The sequence below is a fragment of the Burkholderia sp. HI2500 genome, from assembly GCF_002223055.1.
Lineage (GTDB): Bacteria > Pseudomonadota > Gammaproteobacteria > Burkholderiales > Burkholderiaceae > Burkholderia.
In genome coordinates this window covers 1,929,860-1,947,379 of sequence record NZ_NKFL01000006.1, presented here as the reverse complement: position 1 = coordinate 1,947,379, position 17,520 = coordinate 1,929,860, and the positions used below count along the sequence as shown (strand labels likewise).

The 17,520-nt window shown below is 65.4% G+C and carries 18 protein-coding genes; 11 read left to right on the top strand and 7 right to left on the bottom strand.

Annotation, left to right across the window (positions count from 1 at the left end):
- The first annotated feature begins 10 nt into the window (after window positions 1–10).
- Genes tssG through CFB45_RS26465 form a run of 3 tightly spaced genes read left to right on the top strand, consistent with a single transcriptional unit; the run spans window position 11 to window position 2,407 of the window.
- Complete coding sequence (gene tssG, locus CFB45_RS26475; protein WP_089428089.1) at window positions 11–1,114, top strand: type VI secretion system baseplate subunit TssG; 1,104 nt, start codon at window positions 11–13, stop codon at window positions 1,112–1,114.
- A 13-nt stretch (window positions 1,115–1,127) separates the two neighbouring features.
- Window positions 1,128–1,646 (top strand): type VI secretion system lipoprotein TssJ, encoded by a 519-nt coding sequence (gene tssJ, locus CFB45_RS26470; protein ID WP_089428088.1) that lies wholly within the window; start codon window positions 1,128–1,130, stop codon window positions 1,644–1,646.
- Entirely contained in the window at window positions 1,643–2,407 is a 765-nt protein-coding gene (locus tag CFB45_RS26465; protein ID WP_217481541.1) for a hypothetical protein, read from the top strand. The genes tssJ and CFB45_RS26465 overlap by 4 nt, the downstream gene beginning before the upstream one ends.
- A gap of 88 nt (window positions 2,408–2,495) precedes the next feature.
- Here CFB45_RS26465 and catC read toward each other — a convergent pair whose 3' ends face one another.
- From catC to CFB45_RS26450, 3 genes are read right to left on the bottom strand one after another with little or no spacing between them, the layout of a single operon-like run.
- A complete protein-coding gene (catC, locus tag CFB45_RS26460) occupies window positions 2,496–2,786 on the bottom strand; it encodes a muconolactone Delta-isomerase (RefSeq protein ID WP_011355923.1) in 291 nt (96 codons plus the stop codon).
- Between the two features lie 43 nt (window positions 2,787–2,829).
- Window positions 2,830–3,732, bottom strand: coding sequence for a catechol 1,2-dioxygenase (gene catA / locus CFB45_RS26455; protein WP_089428087.1), 903 nt, complete (start codon window positions 3,730–3,732; stop codon window positions 2,830–2,832).
- 32 nt (window positions 3,733–3,764) lie between these two features.
- A complete protein-coding gene (locus CFB45_RS26450; protein WP_089428086.1) occupies window positions 3,765–4,898 on the bottom strand; it encodes a muconate/chloromuconate family cycloisomerase in 1,134 nt (377 codons plus the stop codon).
- Window positions 4,899–4,988: 90 nt separating this feature from the next.
- On the opposite strand from CFB45_RS26450, the gene CFB45_RS26445 reads away from it, so the two are divergent.
- On the top strand, window positions 4,989–5,879 hold the full coding sequence (locus CFB45_RS26445) for a LysR family transcriptional regulator (RefSeq protein ID WP_089428085.1): 891 nt from the start codon (window positions 4,989–4,991) through the stop codon (window positions 5,877–5,879).
- Window positions 5,880–6,035: 156 nt separating this feature from the next.
- Here CFB45_RS26445 and andR read toward each other — a convergent pair whose 3' ends face one another.
- Window positions 6,036–6,995, bottom strand: a complete 960-nt coding sequence (gene andR / locus CFB45_RS26440) for an anthranilate 1,2-dioxygenase regulatory protein AndR (RefSeq protein WP_089428084.1) — start codon at window positions 6,993–6,995, stop codon at window positions 6,036–6,038.
- A 213-nt stretch (window positions 6,996–7,208) separates the two neighbouring features.
- On the opposite strand from andR, the gene andAc reads away from it, so the two are divergent.
- The 5 genes from andAc (at window position 7,209) to CFB45_RS26415 (ending at window position 11,997) form a co-directional block, all read left to right on the top strand.
- Window positions 7,209–8,480 carry an anthranilate 1,2-dioxygenase large subunit AndAc gene (gene andAc / locus CFB45_RS26435; RefSeq protein WP_089429154.1) on the top strand — a complete coding sequence of 424 codons (1,272 nt, stop codon included), beginning with the start codon at window positions 7,209–7,211 and terminating at the stop codon, window positions 8,478–8,480.
- 14 nt (window positions 8,481–8,494) lie between these two features.
- On the top strand, window positions 8,495–8,983 hold the full coding sequence (gene andAd, locus CFB45_RS26430; protein WP_089428083.1) for an anthranilate 1,2-dioxygenase small subunit AndAd: 489 nt from the start codon (window positions 8,495–8,497) through the stop codon (window positions 8,981–8,983).
- Window positions 8,984–9,003: 20 nt separating this feature from the next.
- Complete coding sequence (gene andAb / locus CFB45_RS26425; protein WP_006479527.1) at window positions 9,004–9,330, top strand: anthranilate 1,2-dioxygenase ferredoxin subunit AndAb; 327 nt, start codon at window positions 9,004–9,006, stop codon at window positions 9,328–9,330.
- Window positions 9,320–10,540 (top strand): anthranilate 1,2-dioxygenase system ferredoxin--NAD(+) reductase, encoded by a 1,221-nt coding sequence (gene andAa / locus CFB45_RS26420; RefSeq protein WP_089428082.1) that lies wholly within the window; start codon window positions 9,320–9,322, stop codon window positions 10,538–10,540. Before andAb ends, andAa begins: the two co-directional genes overlap by 11 nt.
- 170 nt (window positions 10,541–10,710) lie before the next feature.
- A complete protein-coding gene (locus tag CFB45_RS26415) occupies window positions 10,711–11,997 on the top strand; it encodes a DUF445 domain-containing protein (RefSeq protein ID WP_089428081.1) in 1,287 nt (428 codons plus the stop codon).
- 48 nt (window positions 11,998–12,045) lie between these two features.
- Here the strand turns inward: CFB45_RS26415 and CFB45_RS26410 are convergent, their stop codons facing one another.
- The 3 genes from CFB45_RS26410 to CFB45_RS26400 all read right to left on the bottom strand — a co-directional run bounded on the left by CFB45_RS26410 (window position 12,046) and on the right by CFB45_RS26400 (window position 14,129).
- Window positions 12,046–12,345 carry an addiction module antidote protein gene (locus CFB45_RS26410; RefSeq protein ID WP_039344756.1) on the bottom strand — a complete coding sequence of 100 codons (300 nt, stop codon included), beginning with the start codon at window positions 12,343–12,345 and terminating at the stop codon, window positions 12,046–12,048.
- A gap of 3 nt (window positions 12,346–12,348) precedes the next feature.
- Window positions 12,349–12,687 carry a type II toxin-antitoxin system RelE/ParE family toxin gene (locus CFB45_RS26405; RefSeq protein ID WP_089428080.1) on the bottom strand — a complete coding sequence of 113 codons (339 nt, stop codon included), beginning with the start codon at window positions 12,685–12,687 and terminating at the stop codon, window positions 12,349–12,351.
- A 389-nt stretch (window positions 12,688–13,076) separates the two neighbouring features.
- Window positions 13,077–14,129, bottom strand: coding sequence for an RNA-guided endonuclease InsQ/TnpB family protein (locus CFB45_RS26400; RefSeq protein WP_089428079.1), 1,053 nt, complete (start codon window positions 14,127–14,129; stop codon window positions 13,077–13,079).
- A 92-nt stretch (window positions 14,130–14,221) separates the two neighbouring features.
- On the opposite strand from CFB45_RS26400, the gene CFB45_RS26395 reads away from it, so the two are divergent.
- Window positions 14,222–15,862 (top strand): acetolactate synthase large subunit, encoded by a 1,641-nt coding sequence (locus tag CFB45_RS26395; RefSeq protein ID WP_089428078.1) that lies wholly within the window; start codon window positions 14,222–14,224, stop codon window positions 15,860–15,862.
- Window positions 15,863–15,891: 29 nt separating this feature from the next.
- The gene (locus CFB45_RS26390; protein ID WP_089428077.1) at window positions 15,892–17,325 is read left to right on the top strand and encodes an aldehyde dehydrogenase family protein; all 1,434 of its coding nucleotides are present in this window, start codon (window positions 15,892–15,894) and stop codon (window positions 17,323–17,325) included.
- Window positions 17,326–17,520: the final 195 nt, after the last annotated feature.

Genomic DNA, 17,520 nt, shown 5'->3' with positions numbered 1-17,520 from the left:
GATCGATCGGATGAGTGCTGAAGCCGGTGAGCCGAAAAGCCTGCCGGCTGTGGCCGTGAAGTTGTTCGAGCGGGCGCCGAGGATGACATTCATGCAGTTCTGTCGTCTGCTGGAGGCATGTGCGCCCGGACGCCCCGGCCTCGGCACATGTGATACGCCGGAGCATGAGCCGGTGCGATTCCGGCCGCGTCCCCGGTTGGGTTTTCCGGCGGGCGAGGTGGCCGCAGTAGAGTTCGACGACGAGCACCTCGATGCGCCGCCGACTGTGCGCACGACTTTCATGGGTCTCTATGGCGTCGATGCGGCCATGCCGTCGCACATGATCGACGAGATCGTGTTGCGGGAGGAGGGACATGAAGCGGTCGAGGCGTTTCTCGAACCGTTCAACCACCGGATGGCGACGCTGCTTTATCGCGCGTGGAAGAAATATCGTTATCCGGAGCGCTTCCGGGCCGGCGGTGTCGACGATTATTCGCAAAACCTGTTGTGTCTGGCGGGATTCGGGTGGGGCGACAAGCCTTCGCGGGCAGGCCTGCCGAACTCGCGGATGCTTGCGTTGCTGGGGCTGTTGATTCAGCGGACGCGCACGTCGGAAGGGCTGGCCGGCGTGGTGGCGCTCGCCGCGCCGGGGGCCGATGTTCGCGTCGACGAATTCTGGGCTGTGACGACGAGTAGCGGGCGACCGACACCGTTGACGTCGGCGAAGCCGGATGCCGGCGTGTTGTCGAACGGGCAGCGTAGCGGGCTCGGCGGCGGCTACGTGCTCGGCAGGCGTCTCGCGTATCGCAGTCGAGCCGTGCGTTTGACGTTGTGGCCCGTTGATGCGCAGCAGGCTCAGGACCTGCTGCCGGGTGCGTGGCTGCATCGGGAGGTGATGGCATTCATCCAGCTGTATGTCGGCATCAAGGCCGACGTGCATTTGCGGATGAAGGTGTCGACACGGTTCGTTCCGAAGCCGGCCGTTGGAGTCGAACGTGCCGCCCCCGCGCCACGTCTCGGCTGGACGACTGTGTTGCCGTCAGTCGATGAACGACTGATCGATATCGCCTTGGGTGTCTATGAGGCGTTGCCCGCGCCGCGACCCAATCCGCATCTCGTGCCGCGCACGATCTGACTCCGGAGTGTTTATGTTCTATCGAATGAGTGCGGCCACTGCCGTTGCCGTATTGCTGCTGTCGGGTTGCGGCGCGTGGCAATCCGTGTCGGATGCCTCGTCGAATGCGTATCGTGCGGTGTTTTTCAAGCAGGTGAAGGTGCTTGATGTCGATTTGACTGCGCGCGCCGCATTGAATCCGGACGACGTAGGACGGCCCACGTCGGTTGCCGTGCGTGTCTATCAACTGAAGGATCGCAAGGCGTTCGATGCGGCGTCGTACGACGATCTGCTGAAGAACGATCGGACCGTGCTGGCCCAGGATTTGCGAGCGGATATGTCGGCCGTCGTGAACCCCGGCGCTTCGTCGAGCTTGTCTCAACCGATGCAACGCGAGACGGAGTATGTGGCGATCGTCGCGTTGTACCGCGTCCCCGGAGCTGCGGCAGACTGGAAGCGGGTCGTCGAGAAAAAGAAGCTCGATCCGGATAAGCCTCTACGTCTCGGTTTGACGTCGAATGGATTGCAGATGGCGGGGGATAGGTCGAAATGAAAGTCTTGCAACCCATTCGGAGCGGGAACAAGCCATTCACGCTATCTAAACGACTCAGGCTGGCAGTTTTGCTTGGCATTATCGTGTCCGCTCACGCGGTGGCTCGAGATGTGCAGTCTCCATCCATTGCGCCGCTCGCTGGAAAGCCGGACGGTTTCGTTCCCAAAGGCTGGAAGCTGGAATATCAGACGAAGGGTGACCTGAACGGTGATGGCCGCGACGATCTTGTGCTGGTCTTGCGTGACAATGATCCTGCGAACGTGATATCGCATGACGGCATGTGCGAGAACCCGTTCGACGCGAATCCGCGTGTTCTTGTCGTTGCCTTTGCGCAGCTGGATGGCCGGTACGCTGTCGCGTTGCGAAACGATACGCTCATACCGGCCCGGGAATCCCCCTGTCTCGCGGATGCTTTGGAAGAAGGGAGCGTGATTGTCGACCGAGGCGCGTTGCGGGTCACGCTGAGTCGTTTTGCCAGTGCAGGGAGTTGGGAAATGGGATCCACCACCTATACATTCCGATGGCAAGACCGGAATTTCATGCTGATCGGCTATGACAACTTCTCGACGATGCGCAATACGGGCGTCGTACGAAACCTCAGTGTGAACTACTCGACAGGCAAGGCCAAGATATCGGTCGGAAATGTGTCCGACGACCGCGAGCGTACACGATGGGTAAAGCTGCATACGCAGCGTCGCTGGACGCTGGACCAGATTGGCGACGGCTTCGAGTTTTCCCGGTCGCTGCCGAGTGTCGAATAGTCGTCAATGCTGGGGGGCATGGCGTCACTACGACGCCATGTTCTGCGACCCATGCGCCGGACAACCGGCGGCATGGGCCGCACTGGGATCACCGATCATCCTCCCGCACCGAAGACGGATGCCGGCACAGCGCCCGCACTTCCATCTCCATATACGGGAACAGCGGCAGCTGGCTCAGCAGGTCATGCAGCTGCTGCACGCTCTCGACGTCGAAAATACTGACGTTCGCATACTGCCCGGCGATCCGCCACAGATGCCGCCAGGTTCCTTCGTTCATCAGCCGCTGGCACATCGCCTTTTCTTCCGCCTTCAGCGTGGCCGCCTTGACCGGATCCATGTCCGTCGGCAGACGGACGGTCATTTCCACATGAAACAGCATCCTGCACTCCTTGCGTTATCGGTTCGTCGAATCGGAAGGCCACTCACGCCTGCGCGCGGGCCCGCTCGACTTCGCTGCCCGGCACGTCCTGCTTGTCCTTGAGCAGCGAGAAATCGAAATCGATCAGCGCGAACTGCCCGTCGACGCCATACGGCTTGCCTTCCGCGCCTTCGGCCTGCTTCACCGGCGGGATCAACCCGTCGCGCGTCGCGAAGGCGAAGTCGTCCCACAGATGCGGATCGCCATCGATGTTGATCTGCGTCGTCAGCTTACGATAACCGTCCGCCGAAACGAAGAAGTGAATGTGCGCCGGACGATGGCCGTGGCGGCCGAGCTGGTCGAGCAATTGCTCGGTCTTGCTGCCCGGCGGCACGCTGTAGCCGACCGGCAGCACGCTGCGGAAGCTGTAGCGGCCTTCGGCGTCGGTGCGGATCGAGCGGCGCAGGTTGAACGCGGGCTGCGACTGATCGAAGTACGAGTAGTTGCCGAGATGGTTCGCGTGCCATACCTCGACCAGTGCGTTCGCGATCGGCGCGCCGTCCTGGCCAAGCACCTGGCCGCGCATGATCAGCGTCTGGCCCGGGTCGGTGCCGTCGTCGAGACGCGCATGGCCGACCGATTCCGGCGCACCGGCGACATACAGCGGCCCTTCGATCGTGCGCGGCGTGCCGCCCTGGATGCCGGCCTTTTCCTCGGCTTCGTCCATGCGCACGTCGAGGAAGCGCTCGAGGCCGAGGCCCGCGGCGATCAGCCCGAATTCGCGGCCGGCTTCGTTCAGGTAGTTCAGCGCCGTCCAGAATTCGCTCGGCTGCACGTCGAAGTCCTCGATCGTGTAGCAGATGTCCTTCACGATCCGGTTGACGATCGCGCGCACGCGCGGGTTGCCCGGCTTCTCGGCGGCGTCGTCGAAGGTCTTCAGCAGTGCGTCGATGGCTTGCTTGTTCATCTGTGTCTCCGGTTTCGGTGGTCGTGTGGGGATCAGCGGGCGTCGCGTCGCATCCGTTCGATGCGGGCCCAGTCGAAGGTGATGCCGAGGCCGGGCGCTGCCGGCAGGTGCAGCTTGAAATCCGCGTAACGCAGCGGCTCGACGAGGATTTCCTCGGTGAGCAGCAGCGGGCCGAACAGTTCGGTGCCCCATTTCAGCGAGTCGAACGTGCTGAACAGTTGCGCGGACGCCATCGTGCCGGCCGCACCCTCGAGCATCGTGCCGCCGTACAGCTCGATGCCGGCCGCCGCCGCGATCGACGCGACGCTCGCCGCACCCTGCAGGCCGCCCGATTGCGCGATCTTCACCGCGAACACGTCGGCCGCGCGATCCTGCGCGAGCGCGAATGCGTCGACGGGGCCGTGCAGCGCCTCGTCGGCCATGATCGGCACCTGCGCCAGTTGCGTGAGGCGTTTCAGCCCCGCGCGGTTGGTCGCGGCGATCGGCTGCTCGACCAGGCTCACGCCGGCTTCCGCCAAGCGTGCGCCGGCCCAGATCGCGTCGGTTTCGCTCCATGCCTGGTTCACGTCGACGCGCACGTCGCCGCGCTCGCCGAGCGCGCGCTTGATCGCGATCACGTGCGCGACGTCGTCGGCCACGGCGTTCGAGCCGATCTTCAGCTTGAACGCGCGGTGGCGGCGCGCGTCGAGCATCGCTTCGGCTTCCGCGATATCACGCTGCGTGTCGCCGCTCGCGAGCGTCCATGCAACATCGACCGCATCGGTCCGGCGGCCGCCGAACAGCTCGGACAGCGGCACGCCGAGGCGGCGCGCCTGCGCGTCGAACAGCGCGGTCTCGATCGCGCACTTCGCGAAGCGGTTGCCCTGGAACAGCTTGCGGGCGCGCGCCAGCGCAGCGCCCGGGCGAGTCGCGTCCATGCCCTGCAGCAGCGGCGCGAAGTAGGTGTCGATGTTGACCTTGATGCTTTCGGGGCTCTCCTCGCCGTACGCGAGACCGCCGATGGTCGTCGCCTCGCCGACGCCTTCGATACCGTCCGTGCATCGAACACGCACCAGCACGAGGGTCTGGCAATTCATCGTGGCGACCGACAGTTTGTGGGGTCGGATCGTAGGCACGTCGACGAGCAGGGTCTCGATGCGTTCGATGGTGGCGGCAGTTGCTATCATGCGATTCCTCCTGTTGGTGCACATGGTAGGAATTCCCGCCCCGCGTCGTCAACACTCTTTCCGACTACTTCCATACCTTTGAGGCATGAAATGGAATTGCGTCAGCTCCGCTACTTCATCGCCGTCGCCGAGGAAATGAACATCACGCGGGCGGCGGAGCGGCTGCACATGACGCAGCCGCCGCTCAGCCGCCAGCTCCAGGCGATCGAGGACGAAATCGGGCTGCCGCTGTTCGAGCGCGGCGCGCGGCCGCTGAAACTGACGGATGCGGGGCGGGTGTTCTATGCGCAGGCGAAGCGCCTCGTCGACCAGGCCGACGAGCTCGGCCCGCTGACCCGGCGGCTCGCGCAGCTATCGGAGCGGATCGTGATCGGCTTCGTGCCGTCGACGCTGTACGGCGCGCTGCCGGACGTGATCCGCGCGTTTCGCGAGGCGCAGCCGGACGTCGAGTTGTCGCTGATCGAAATGTTCACGCTCGAGCAGCTCGGCGCGCTGAAGGGCGGGCGGATCGACGTGGGCTTCGGCCGGCTGCGGTTCGACGACGATCAACTGGTGCGCGAGGCGCTGATCGAGGAAAAGCTGATCGCGGCGCTGCCGGTCGGGCATCGGCTCGCCGATCCGGCCCGGCCGCTGACGCTCGCGGATATCGCGAACGAGACGCTGATCGTCTATCCGAGCACGCCGCGGCCGAGCTTCGCCGATCAGCAGCTCTCGGCGCTGCGCGACGGCGCGCTGGTGCCGGCGGCCGTTCACGAGGTGCGCGAGCTGCAGACGGCGCTCGGGCTCGTGGCCGCGCAGGTCGGCGTGTCGCTGGTGCCGGAGAGCGTGGAGGGCGTGCGCGTGAAGGGCGTGGTCTACCGGCGGTTGCCGGAGCCGGCCGCGACGTCGCCGATCATCATGAGCCGCCGGCTGCACGGCGAAAGCGCGGCGACGGCCGCGTTTTGCGCGATTGCGCGGGAGATGATCGTGCCGGCGGATTGACGATCGTCATTAACTTCTTCGAATTGCAACTAACGGTCTGTTTCGGCGAACACTGGCAGAGGCGGGGAGGGCGCCGCGATGTCATGCGCTGTCGTGCGAGCGCTTCGGCGGTTCCGCAAGCCGCCGGGCCCGGCCGCGCGCGCATGCGCGACGACGTTACCGCTTCCCGTCGAGCGTTTCCGACGGCGATTCCCCGAACTTTTCCCGATACGCGATCGCGAACCGCCCCAGGTGCGTAAACCCGCAATCGAGCGCGACATCGGCGATCCGCCGGTCGGACACCGCGCCGCGCAGCAGCTCGCGCGCGTGGTCGAGCCGCGTCGCGCGCAGGTATTGCATCGGGCTCATCCCGCAGAACTGCAGGAACGCGTCGCGCAGCGTCCGTTCCGGCACGTTGGCGGCCTGGACGATATCGGCGAGCTGCAGCGGCTGCGCGTAGTGCGCGTTCACGAACTCCTGCGCGCGCCGCACGAAACCCGGCGCCGGGTCGCGATGCGACGCCTGCAGCACGGACGGCGGGTGGCCTTCGATCAGCAGGTCGATCAGCAGGTGCTCGAGCTGGGAGGCGACGCGCGGGTTCGCGTTCGCGCGTTCGAGCAGTTCGGGCGAGCGGGCGACGAGCATCAGCTGCTGGCGCCACGCGGCGAGCGCGGCGTCGCTGACGTGCAGCACGGGATCGAGCGTCGCGCGCGGGTCGCCGGTCAGCGAGCCGACGGTCGCGGCGTCGATGCGCAGCACGAACTGCTCGCAATCGGCCGACAGCACCGCGTCGAAGCGTTCGCCGGGCGCACACAGCACGCCCGTCTGGCCATCGACGCCAAGCTGCCGGCCCATCGCACGCACCTCGGCCTGGCCGGACAGACAGAACATCAGCAGGTAATAGCCGTCGACCGCGTCGACCTGCACGCGCATCGCGTCGCCGAACGCGATCGTGCCGATCCCGAGCCCGCCCAGCTTGACGAAATCCATGTGCGACGCGCCATGCGTGCGGCCGTTCGGCAGCAGCGCATGCGGCTGCATCACGCGCGAGATCCGCTCGCGCGTCTCGTCGAGATCGCGGGATTCGAACAGCCGGTGCGCGCGCAGCGCGAGCGGCTCGAACGACGTTGGGGACATGGGCATCAGCCTTGGTGTGGACGGCGTGCGCTTCGATCCGATCAATGGGTCGCGATCGAGCGCACGGTCGTGTGTGCCGTCATGCTAGCGCAGAAATCCGCCGAAAGTGGATATTGCACCGCCGCAATCGCACTTTCCGGATAGACGGCGAATATTAGCTTTTCAAAAATCGGCTCCATGCATTCAACGAAACAGATCGACAAGGAGTCCGACATGGAGCAGACAGAATCGCCCGTCGTTTTCGCCGCGCGCGACGACGCGTCCGACGTGACCTTTCCGCACGACGACGGCTCGCGCGTGCCGTACAAGGTGTTCAGCTCGCGCGCGGTCTACGATCGCGAACAGGAGCGCATCTTCCGCGGCCCGACGTGGAACTTCGTCGCGCTGGAGGCGGAAATCCCGAACGCCGGCGACTTCAAGAGCACGTTCGTCGGCGATACGCCGGTGGTCGTCACGCGTACCGAGGACGGCACGCTTTCCGCGTGGGTGAACCGCTGCGCGCACCGCGGCGCACAGGTGTGCCGCAAGTCGCGCGGCAATGCGAGCTCGCACACCTGCGTCTATCACCAGTGGAGCTTCGACAATTCCGGCAACCTGCTCGGCGTGCCGTTCCGGCGCGGCCAGAAGGGGATGTCCGGGATGCCGGCCGACTTCGACCCGAAGCAGCACGGGCTGCGCAAGCTGCGCGTCGACAGCTATCGCGGGCTCGTGTTCGCCACCTTCAGCGACGACGTGATGCCGCTGTCCGACTATCTCGGCGAGCAGATGCGCCCGTGGATCGACCGGATCTTCCACAAGCCGATCGAGTATCTCGGCTGCACGCGCCAGTACTCGAAGTCGAACTGGAAGCTGTACATGGAGAACGTGAAGGACCCGTATCACGCGAGCATGCTGCACCTGTTCCATACGACCTTCAACATCTTCCGCGTCGGGATGAAGGCGCGCTCGATTCCGGATGCGAACCACGGGCTGCACAGCATCATCACGGTGACGAAGACGGGCGACGACACGTCGGCCGCGTACAAGCAGCAGAACATCCGCTCGTTCGACGAAGGCTTTCATCTGGAAGACGAATCGATTCTCGACCTCGTGTCGGAATACGACGAGGACTGCACGAACCATATCCAGCCGATCTTCCCGCAGCTCGTGATCCAGCAGATCCACAACACGCTGGTCGCACGGCAGATCCTGCCGAAAGGCCCCGACAACTTCGAACTGATCTTCCACTTCTTCGGCTACGCGGACGATACGCCCGAGCTGCGCGCGCTGCGCATCAAGCAGGCGAACCTCGTCGGGCCGGCCGGCTACATCTCGATGGAGGACACGGAGGCGACCGAGCTCGTGCAGCGCGGCACGGTGCGCGACGGCGACGCGACGTCGGTGATCGAGATGTCGCGCGGCAATCCGGACCAGCAGGACACGGTAATCACCGAAAGCCTGATCCGCAAGTTCTGGGTCGGCTACCAGAAGCTGATGGGCTATTGAAGCGGGAGCGCGAAATGACGGAAAACGTGACGGAAGACATGAAGACGTGGTTCGAGATTTACATGCTCCAGAACCGCTATATCGGGCACCTCGACAACAACCGGCTCGAAGCATGGCCGACGATGTTCACCGAGGATTGCACCTACGAAATCGTGCCGAAGGAAAACGCCGACCTCGGGCTGCCGGTCGGGATCGTCCACTGCACGAACCAGCGCATGCTGCGCGACCGCGTGGTGTCGCTGCGGCACGCGAACATCTACGAAGAGCATACGTACCGGCACATGACGTCGGGCCTGACGATTGTTGCAGAACGTGACGGCGAGATCGACACCGAGAGCAACTACGTCGTCGTGCAGACGCGCAGCAACGGCGAGTCGAACGTGTACCAGGCCGGCAAGTACTACGACACGGTCGTGCGCACGCCGGACGGGCTGCGCTACAAGACCAAGCGGGTGATCTACGACACGTCGCGCGTGCAGACGCTGCTCGCCACCCCGATCTGATACGGAAGCAAGGAACAGACATGACCGAAGCAACGCTCGCCGAGTGGCATCCGCTCGGCGCTTTCGACGAATTCTCCGAAGACGAACCGGCAGCGCGCGTCGCCGGCCAGAAGCCGATCGCCGTGTTCCGGATCGGCGACGAACTGTTCGCGATGCACGACCTCTGCACGCACGGCCATGCGCGGCTGTCCGAAGGCTATGTGGAGGACGGCTGCGTCGAATGCCCGCTGCACCAGGGGCTGATCGACATCCGCACCGGCGCGCCGAAATGCGCGCCGATCACCGAACCGGTGCGGACCTATCCGATCCGGATCGTCGACGGGCAGGTGGAAGTCAATGTCGGCTGACCCGTTCGTGATCGTCGGCGCCGGGCATGCCGCGCGGCGCACGGCCGAAGCGCTGCGCGAGCGCGACGCGACGGCGCGCATCGTGATGATCGGCGCGGAGCGCGAGCTGCCGTACGACCGGCCTGCGCTGTCGAAGGATGCGCTGTTGACGGACGGCGGCGAGCAGCGTGCGTTCGTGCGCGCCGCCGCGTGGTACGACGCGCAGCGCATCGAGCTGCGGCTCGGTACGCGCGTCGATGCGATCGAACGCGATGCGCAGCGCGTGCGGCTCGACGATGGCACGACGCTGGCTTATGCGCGGCTCGTGCTCGCGACGGGTTCGCGGGTGCGCATGTTCGGTGGTGAGATCGACGCAGGCGTCACGCCGCATTACGTCCGCACGGTCGACGATGCACGTGCGTTGCGCGCGCAGCTTGCGCCGGGCCGCCGCGTGGCGGTGCTCGGCGGCGGGTTCATCGGGCTGGAGGTCGCGGCGGCGGCGCGCCAGCTCGGGTGTGACGTGACGGTGATCGATCCGGCGCCGCGCCTGCTGCAGCGCGCGTTGCCGGAAGTGGTCGGCGCGTATGCGCATCGGTTGCACGATGCGCGAGGCGTGGTCTTCCAGATGGCGACACTGCCGCGCGCGATCCGTCGCGCATCGGGCGGCGGCGCGATCGTCGAGACCGATCACGGCGACGTGCCGGCCGACCTCGTCGTGGTCGGCATCGGTGTGGTGCCGAATGTCGAGGTCGCGCAGGCGGCCGGGCTCGAGGTCGACAACGGGATTCGCGTCGACGCGGGCTGCCGCACGGTCGATCCCGCGATCTTCGCGGCGGGCGAGGTGACGATGCACTTCAATCCGCTGCTCGGGCGTCACGTGCGGATCGAATCGTGGCAGGTGGCCGAGAACCAGCCGGCGGTTGCGGCCGCGAACCTGCTCGGCGCGGACGAGACCTATGCCGAGCTGCCGTGGCTGTGGTCCGATCAGTACGACTGCAACCTGCAGATGCTCGGGCTGTTCGGCAGCGAGCGCACGATCGTCGTGCGCGGCGATCCGGCGAACGGGCCGTTCACGGTGTTCGGCCTGGGGGATGACGGCAGGATCGTCGCGGTGGCGGCGGCGAACCTGGGGCGCGACATCGGCGCATCGCGCCGGTTGATCGCGGCGGGGGCGGTGCCGGACCCGGTGAAGCTTGCGGATCCGGCGGTAAACCTGAAGACGTTCATGTAGCGGGCGCTCGGTCGTCCGGCCCGGCGTGCGGTGACGATGCCGGCCGGCGCCATGTGCAATCCGCCGGTCCGATCCGGCGGCGTCCGATACGCTCGACGCGTGCCGCAATGTTTGTCGGCAGCCCCGCAACCGGTGCATATTAGCGGCATCGTTCGCCCGACCCGTTGCCCATGACGCCAGACAAAGCCCTCGAACTGAAACGCAGCAAGCGCCGCGCGCTGTGGCTGCTGCTGGCCGCCGTCGCGGTGTTCGTCACGACGATCCTGCTGCCGCGCGGCCCGTGGGTCGACGGCGTCAAGGCCGTGGCCGAAGCCGCGATGGTCGGCGCGCTCGCCGACTGGTTCGCGGTCGTCGCGCTGTTTCGCCGCGTGCCGATCCCGTTCGTGTCGCGCCACACCGAGATCATTCCGAAGAACAAGGACAAGATCGCCGACAACCTCGCGGTGTTCGTGCGCGAAAAATTCCTCGGCCCCGACGCACTCGCCGCGCAGATCCGCCAGCACGATCCCGCGCAGAAACTCGGCGCGTGGCTCGGCGAGCCGGCGAACACCGAGGCGCTCGGCGGCTATGTGACGAAGCTGATGAGTTTCGCGCTCGACATGACCGACGACGCGCGGATCCAGTCGTTCGTGCACGACGCGTTTCGCGCGGTGATCGACCGGATCGACCTGTCGCAATCGGCCGGCGCGATCCTCGACACGCTGACGAAGGACGGCCGCCACCAGGCGCTGCTCGACGACGCGATCGAACAGGTGGTCGACGTGCTCGACAAGGAGGAGAACCGCGAGGTGATCGCGGGTTTCATCGTCGAATGGCTGAAGACGCAGTACCCGAAGGTCGAGAAGATCATGCCGACGCAGTGGTTCGGCGAGAACGGCGCGCGGATGCTCGCGAGCGCGGTGAGCCGCGTGCTGGAAGGCGTGGCGGCCGATCCCGAGCACGAGCTGCGGCAGCGTTTCGACCGGACGGTCGTGCGCTTGGCCGAGCGGTTGAAGCACGATCCCGCGTTCATCGAGAAGGGCGAGGAGATCAGGCGCTATATCCGCGACGGCGCCGCGTTCAACGACTATGTGCGTGACCTGTGGGACCAGTTGCGCGCGTGGCTGAAGGCCGATCTCGCGCGCCCCGATTCGGCGCTGCACCGGCAGGCCGCGATGCTCGGCGGCTGGCTCGGTGCGCGGCTCGCGGAGAGCCCGGCATTGCGTGCGTCGCTGAACGAGCACGTCGAGAAGGCCGTGCACGAGATGGCGCCGGATTTCGCGGATTTCCTGATGCGCCACATCCGCGACACGGTGCGCAACTGGGATGCGCGCGAGATGTCGCGGCAGATCGAGCTGAACATCGGCAAGGATCTGCAATACATCCGCATCAACGGCACGCTGGTCGGCGGGCTGATCGGGCTCGGGTTGTATCTGGTGTCGCTGGTGCCGCGCTGGGCGGCCGGCTGGCTGCACTGACACGGCCGCAGTATCGCGCGGCGAGCGGGACGGGCCGCGCCCCGCGCATCATGCGTGCGCTTTCGAGCCGTGCAGCTGCAGGCCGAGCGCCTTGATGACCTTCAGGATCGTGCCGAAGCTCGGGTTGCCGTCGTGCGACAGCGCCTTGTACAGCCCTTCGCGCGACAGGCCCGCATCGCGCGCGACCTGCGACATGCCGCGTGCCCGTGCGATCACGCCGAGCGCATGTGCGATGAAGGCCGGATCGTCGCCGGCTTCCTGCAGGCATGCTTCGAAGTAGTCGGCCATGTCGTCTTCGGTTTTCAGATGATCGGCCGAATCCCACGGCCGGGTGCTGATCTTGTCCATCGGTTACTCCATGTCGAGATGCGCGAGCATCGCGTGCGCGGCGCGGATGTCGGCCTGTTGCGTCGATTTATCGCCGCCGCAGAGCAGGATGACCCAGATCGTTCCGCGCCGAACGTAGTAGACGCGATAGCCCGGGCCGTGGTCGATCCGCATCTCGACGACCGGCGAGCCGGCGGACTTCCAGTCGCCCGGATTGCCCATCGAGAGGCGGTCGATGCGTGCCTGGATGCGGCGCTTCGCGACGCGATCCGGCAGGCCGGCAAACCACGTGTCGAAGACGCCGGTGGTCCGGATGCTGAATGCAGGAGCACTGTACGGCAGGAATGGCAATTTGTCAACCATGGTTCACATGTCTATTGAATGGAACATCGTTGCCATTACAGCCCGGCGGGCGCGTCGCGCAGCGTTGACTGGCCGTCAGGCCGACCTTTGCGCGCCGGAGATGGCCGTCCGGTCGAAGTCGGAATTCCGCGAATCCGTCTACAATCAAAAACGTCTTTGCCGCCCGTGCGCGCTTGCCGCGCGCGGGCGGGTCCGTTCGTCCTCCGGCATCCGGAGGCGCCGCCCCGCATTACGCATCGAGCATGCATCTTGCGCGGCGAGCAGTGCCGTGGTCTGTGTCCAGTAGGTAAGGCGTCCGCGTGCCGTAGGCCGGCGCGCGTCCTGAACGCCGCGTGTCCGTAGGCCGGGCAGGCGGCATAACCGAGAGTCCCCTTGACGTCCTCCTCCGCCTAAAGGCGGAAGATTCCCACACCTGGCGATGCACGTCCGCATCGGAGAATGTTCAGCGCAGCGTTGATATCACGATCATGCACGACACCACATTCACTGCAGGCCCACTCTCTTATTCGCAGCCCCGCGATACCTTTCGGCCGCGTCGTGCTGTCTTTCGACCCGCACGACGAACAGGACTGGGTAGAACCACTTTCGTCGACTTCCTCGAATGTGACCCCGTGCGCCATCGCTTTGTAACGGAGCTTGTTTCGGAAGGACGACCAGGACGCGTCGTAGACGCTTCTCGCCATCCTGGTCCTGGCGAGTTTCGCAGCCGACACATTGCCAACTGCGATGTAATCGAAGCGCCGCACCAAATCGAGCGCGAGCTTGTGCTGGAAATCGGCACGGGAATTCGCCACCTTGGCATGCAGCTTTGCGATATGCCGTTTGTGCTTTCGCGCCCGCTGCGCTTTCGCGAGCTTTTCCGCCGCGCGTCGGCCGAACCGGTCATTCGGCAACTTCTCGCCGGTCGAAAGTGTGGCGAAGTCTTTCAGGCCGAGATCGATGCCGACGCCGGAACGGATCGGGCGGGCCTGCACATCCGGCATCTCGATCACGATGTTCAGAAACCAGTTGCCACGCGCATCTTGCGCAAAATTGGTTCCGTCCTTGATCTTGCCTTCGGGAAGCGGACGGCTGCTGAACACGCGGAACGTGTTGCCGGCAAAACGAAAAGCATCGCCCTCGCGTTTCAGATCACGGCCCTTCAGCGGCACCCAGCCGAGCGATTTTCTGCCGCGATAGCGCAAGTAAGGTCGTCGGTGCTGGCTGCGCGACTTCGCGTATTGCTCGCAGGTTGCGTTGACGGTGCCGGAGTGAATGCAGAGCTCCTTGCTGCTGCCGATCGTCAGCACGTTCAGATCAAAGCCAATCGGCCACTTCTTGCCCCACTTGAGCGCGTGCTTCTGTGTGTCGTTGCAAAAGTTCCAGACGTAGTTCACCGCACGGCATTGCTTGTTAAGCAGTCCGTTGAGCGACTTCACGCGGTAACGGTAGACAAGGATCATGCCGGTGATCCTAACCCGTCGAAGAAGCTGCCTGTCAACAGCACGCCTGTCCTTCCCGCCATCAAGGGCGGGGTTTCTCGGAGCAAATTTTGATGAAAGCATCGGATCTGTTCGTGAAGGCGCTGGAAGCCGAAGGCGTCGAGTACGTGTTCGGCATTCCCGGCGAGGAAAACCTCGATCTGCTCGAATCGCTGCGGCGATCGAAGATCAAGCTCGTGCTGACCCGGCACGAGCAGGCGGCCGGGTTCATGGCCGCCACCTACGGCCGCCTGACGGGCCGCACCGGCGTGTGTATCGCCACGCTCGGGCCCGGCGCGACGAACTTCGTGACGGCCGCCGCCTATGCGCAGCTCGGCGGCATGCCGATGCTGATGATCACCGGGCAGAAGCCGATCAAGTCCAGCAAGCAGGGCCACTTCCAGATCGTCGACGTGGTCGACATGATGCAGCCGCTCACGAAGTTCACGCGGCAGATCGTGTCGATCGGCAACATCCCGTCGGCCATACGCGAGGCGTTCCGCCGCGCGGAGGAAGAGCGCCCGGGCGCCGCGCACCTCGAGCTGCCGGAAGACATCGCGCACGAGGAGGGCGACGGCAAGCCGATCCCGCGCAGCTACAGCCGGCGGCCGGTGGCCGAGGAGAAGGCGGTCGCGCATGCGGTCGACGCAATCCAGGCCGCGCGGCATCCGCTCCTGATGATCGGCGCGGGCGGCAACCGCAAGACCACCTGCAAGATGCTGCTCGAATTCGTCGACAAGACGGGCATCCCGTTCTTCACGACGCAGATGGGCAAGGGCGTGATCGACGAGACGCACCCGCTGTGGCTCGGCAACGCGACGCTGTCCGACGGCGATTTCGTGCACCGCGCGATCGAGCATGCGGACTGCATCATCAACGTCGGCCACGACGTGATCGAGAAGCCGCCGTTCTTCATGCGTACCGACGACAAGACCGTGATCCACGTGAACTTCCTCGGCGCGCAGGTCGACCCCGTCTATTTCCCGCAGATCGAGGTGGTCGGCGACATCGCGAACGCGGTGTGGCAGATGAAGGAGGCGGTGACGCCGCAATCGCACTGGGATTTCGAGCGCTTCCGGATGATCAAGGAGCATTTCGACGCGCATCTGCAGAAGGGGCAGCACGACTCGCGCTTCCCGATGTACCCGGTGCGGATCGTCAACGATCTGTACAACGCGATGCCGGTCGACGGCATCGTCTGTCTCGACAACGGGATGTACAAGATCTGGTTCGCGCGCTACTGGCGCGCGCACGAGCCGAATTCGCTGCTGCTCGACAACGCGCTCGCGTCGATGGGTGCCGGGCTGCCGTCGGCGATCGCGACGAAGATCGTGCATCCGCAGCGCAAGGTGATCGCCGTGTGCGGCGACGGCGGGTTCATGATGAATTCGCAGGAGCTCGAAACGGCCGTGCGGCTGAAGCTCGACCTCGTCGTGATGATCCTGCGCGACGACGCGTTCGGGATGATCCGCTGGAAGCAGGAGAACATGAATTTCCCCGATTTCGCGATGACGCTGCAGAACCCCGATTTCGTCGCGTATGCGCAAAGCTACGGTGCGCACGGGCATCGTGTCGAATCGGCCGACGATCTCGAGCCGCTGCTGCGCGAGTGTTTCTCGTCGCCGGGCGTGCACGTGATCGACGTGCCGATCGACTATTCGGACAACGAGCGCGTGCTGAACCGCGAGATCAAGCGCCTGTCGGCGCAACTCTGAATGCCACGTTCACAGGAAGGAGTCGTTCCATGTTGAAGGAAACCTATCCGTACTACCTCGCCAACGAAGCCGTCTACGCGAACACCGATCTGGAGGTGACGGACAAGTTCAGCGGCAAGGTCGCGACACGCGTCGCGCTGGCCGATGCGAAGGCCATCGACGCGGCGATCGGCGCGGCGGTCGATGCCGCGAAGCCGATGCGCGAGTTGCCGGCCTACAAGCGGCAGGCCGTGCTCGACCATTGTGTCGCGCGCTTTCGCGAGCGCTTCGACGAGCTGGCCGAGGCGCTGTGCATCGAGGCCGGCAAGCCGATCAACGATTCGAAGGGCGAAGTGACGCGCCTGATCGACACGTTCCGCGTGGCGTCCGAGGAATCGGTGCGGATCGACGGCGAGATCATCAACCTCGAGATCTCCGCGCGTGCGCAGGGCTATACGGGCTACACGAAGCGCGTGCCGATCGGCCCGTGCTCGTTCATCTCACCGTTCAACTTCCCGCTGAATCTCGCCGCGCACAAGGTCGCGCCCGCGCTCGCGGCCGGCTGTCCGTTCGTGCTCAAGCCGGCGAGCCGCACGCCGATCGGCGCGCTGATCATCGGCGAAGTGCTCGCGGAAACCGACTTGCCGAAGGGCGCATTCTCGGTGCTGCCCGCGCATCGCGACGGTGCCGACCTGTTCACGACCGACGAGCGGTTCAAGCTGCTGTCGTTCACGGGTTCGCCGGCCGTCGGCTGGGCGTTGAAGGAGAAGGCCGGCAAGAAGAAAGTCGTGCTGGAACTCGGCGGCAACGCGGCCGCGATCGTCGATGCGGATCAGCGCGACCAGCTCGACTACGTGGTCGAGCGCCTTGCGTTCGGCGCGTATTACCAGTCGGGCCAGAGCTGCATCGGCGTGCAGCGGATCCTCATGCATGCCGACCTGTACGATGCGCTGCGCGAGAAACTGATCGCGAAGACGCGTTCGCTGAAGATGGGCGACCCGAAGGATCCGTCGACGTTCGTCGGCCCGATGATCTCCGAATCCGAATCGCGCCGGCTGTCGGGCTGGATGGACGCGGCCGTCGCGGCCGGCGCGAAGATCGTCGCGGGCGGCAAGGTCGATGGCGCGATGTTCGAGGCGACGCTGCTGGAAAACGTCGGGCGCGAACAGGACCTGTACCGGAAGGAGGCATTCGGCCCCGTCGCGATCCTCGAGAAGTTCGACCGCTTCGACGACGCGCTCGCGCGCGTGAACGACAGCGACTTCGGGCTGCAGGCCGGCGTGTTCACCGATTCGCTCGCGCATGCGCAGCGCGCGTGGGACGAGCTGGAGGTCGGCGGCGTCGTGATCAACGACGTGCCGTCGTTCCGCGTCGACAACATGCCGTACGGCGGCGTGAAGGATTCGGGCCTCGGCCGCGAAGGGATCCGCTACGCGATCGAGGACATGACCGAGCCGCGGCTGATGGTCGTGCGGCGCCGGTAACGCGCGGGCAGGCGGCGCGGTGCCGCGACGGCACGCGGGCGGGCGATCGGGCCGGCCCGCGTGCCGTTTTTCATGGCGCCGCACACCTTGGGCAGGCGCCGGGCCCGCACCGTGACTGACTCGCACGGCGGCCGGCTCGAACGCGCTCGACTGCGTACCTCGCCTCGTGATGTAATCGCGCGAAACTGCCGACCG

What these genes read in the sequence shown, in the direction of transcription:
- tssJ (WP_089428088.1), top strand. Translation starts at nt 1,128, where the DNA reads ATGTTCTATCGAATGAGTGCGGCCACTGCCGTTGCCGTATTGCTGCTG.
- CFB45_RS26410 (WP_039344756.1), bottom strand. Translation starts at nt 12,345, where the DNA reads ATGGACAAGATCAGCACCCGGCCGTGGGATTCGGCCGATCATCTGAAA.
- andAb (WP_006479527.1), top strand. Translation starts at nt 9,004, where the DNA reads ATGACCGAAGCAACGCTCGCCGAGTGGCATCCGCTCGGCGCTTTCGAC.
- CFB45_RS26400 (WP_089428079.1), bottom strand. Translation starts at nt 14,129, where the DNA reads ATGATCCTTGTCTACCGTTACCGCGTGAAGTCGCTCAACGGACTGCTT.
- CFB45_RS26405 (WP_089428080.1), bottom strand. Translation starts at nt 12,687, where the DNA reads ATGGTTGACAAATTGCCATTCCTGCCGTACAGTGCTCCTGCATTCAGC.
- catA (WP_089428087.1), bottom strand. Translation starts at nt 3,732, where the DNA reads ATGAACAAGCAAGCCATCGACGCACTGCTGAAGACCTTCGACGACGCC.
- andAa (WP_089428082.1), top strand. Translation starts at nt 9,320, where the DNA reads ATGTCGGCTGACCCGTTCGTGATCGTCGGCGCCGGGCATGCCGCGCGG.
- andR (WP_089428084.1), bottom strand. Translation starts at nt 6,995, where the DNA reads ATGTCCCCAACGTCGTTCGAGCCGCTCGCGCTGCGCGCGCACCGGCTG.
- andAc (WP_089429154.1), top strand. Translation starts at nt 7,209, where the DNA reads ATGGAGCAGACAGAATCGCCCGTCGTTTTCGCCGCGCGCGACGACGCG.
- andAd (WP_089428083.1), top strand. Translation starts at nt 8,495, where the DNA reads ATGACGGAAAACGTGACGGAAGACATGAAGACGTGGTTCGAGATTTAC.
- CFB45_RS26390 (WP_089428077.1), top strand. Translation starts at nt 15,892, where the DNA reads ATGTTGAAGGAAACCTATCCGTACTACCTCGCCAACGAAGCCGTCTAC.
- CFB45_RS26415 (WP_089428081.1), top strand. Translation starts at nt 10,711, where the DNA reads ATGACGCCAGACAAAGCCCTCGAACTGAAACGCAGCAAGCGCCGCGCG.
- catC (WP_011355923.1), bottom strand. Translation starts at nt 2,786, where the DNA reads ATGCTGTTTCATGTGGAAATGACCGTCCGTCTGCCGACGGACATGGAT.
- CFB45_RS26445 (WP_089428085.1), top strand. Translation starts at nt 4,989, where the DNA reads ATGGAATTGCGTCAGCTCCGCTACTTCATCGCCGTCGCCGAGGAAATG.
- CFB45_RS26465 (WP_217481541.1), top strand. Translation starts at nt 1,643, where the DNA reads ATGAAAGTCTTGCAACCCATTCGGAGCGGGAACAAGCCATTCACGCTA.
- tssG (WP_089428089.1), top strand. Translation starts at nt 11, where the DNA reads ATGAGTGCTGAAGCCGGTGAGCCGAAAAGCCTGCCGGCTGTGGCCGTG.
- CFB45_RS26395 (WP_089428078.1), top strand. Translation starts at nt 14,222, where the DNA reads ATGAAAGCATCGGATCTGTTCGTGAAGGCGCTGGAAGCCGAAGGCGTC.
- CFB45_RS26450 (WP_089428086.1), bottom strand. Translation starts at nt 4,898, where the DNA reads ATGATAGCAACTGCCGCCACCATCGAACGCATCGAGACCCTGCTCGTC.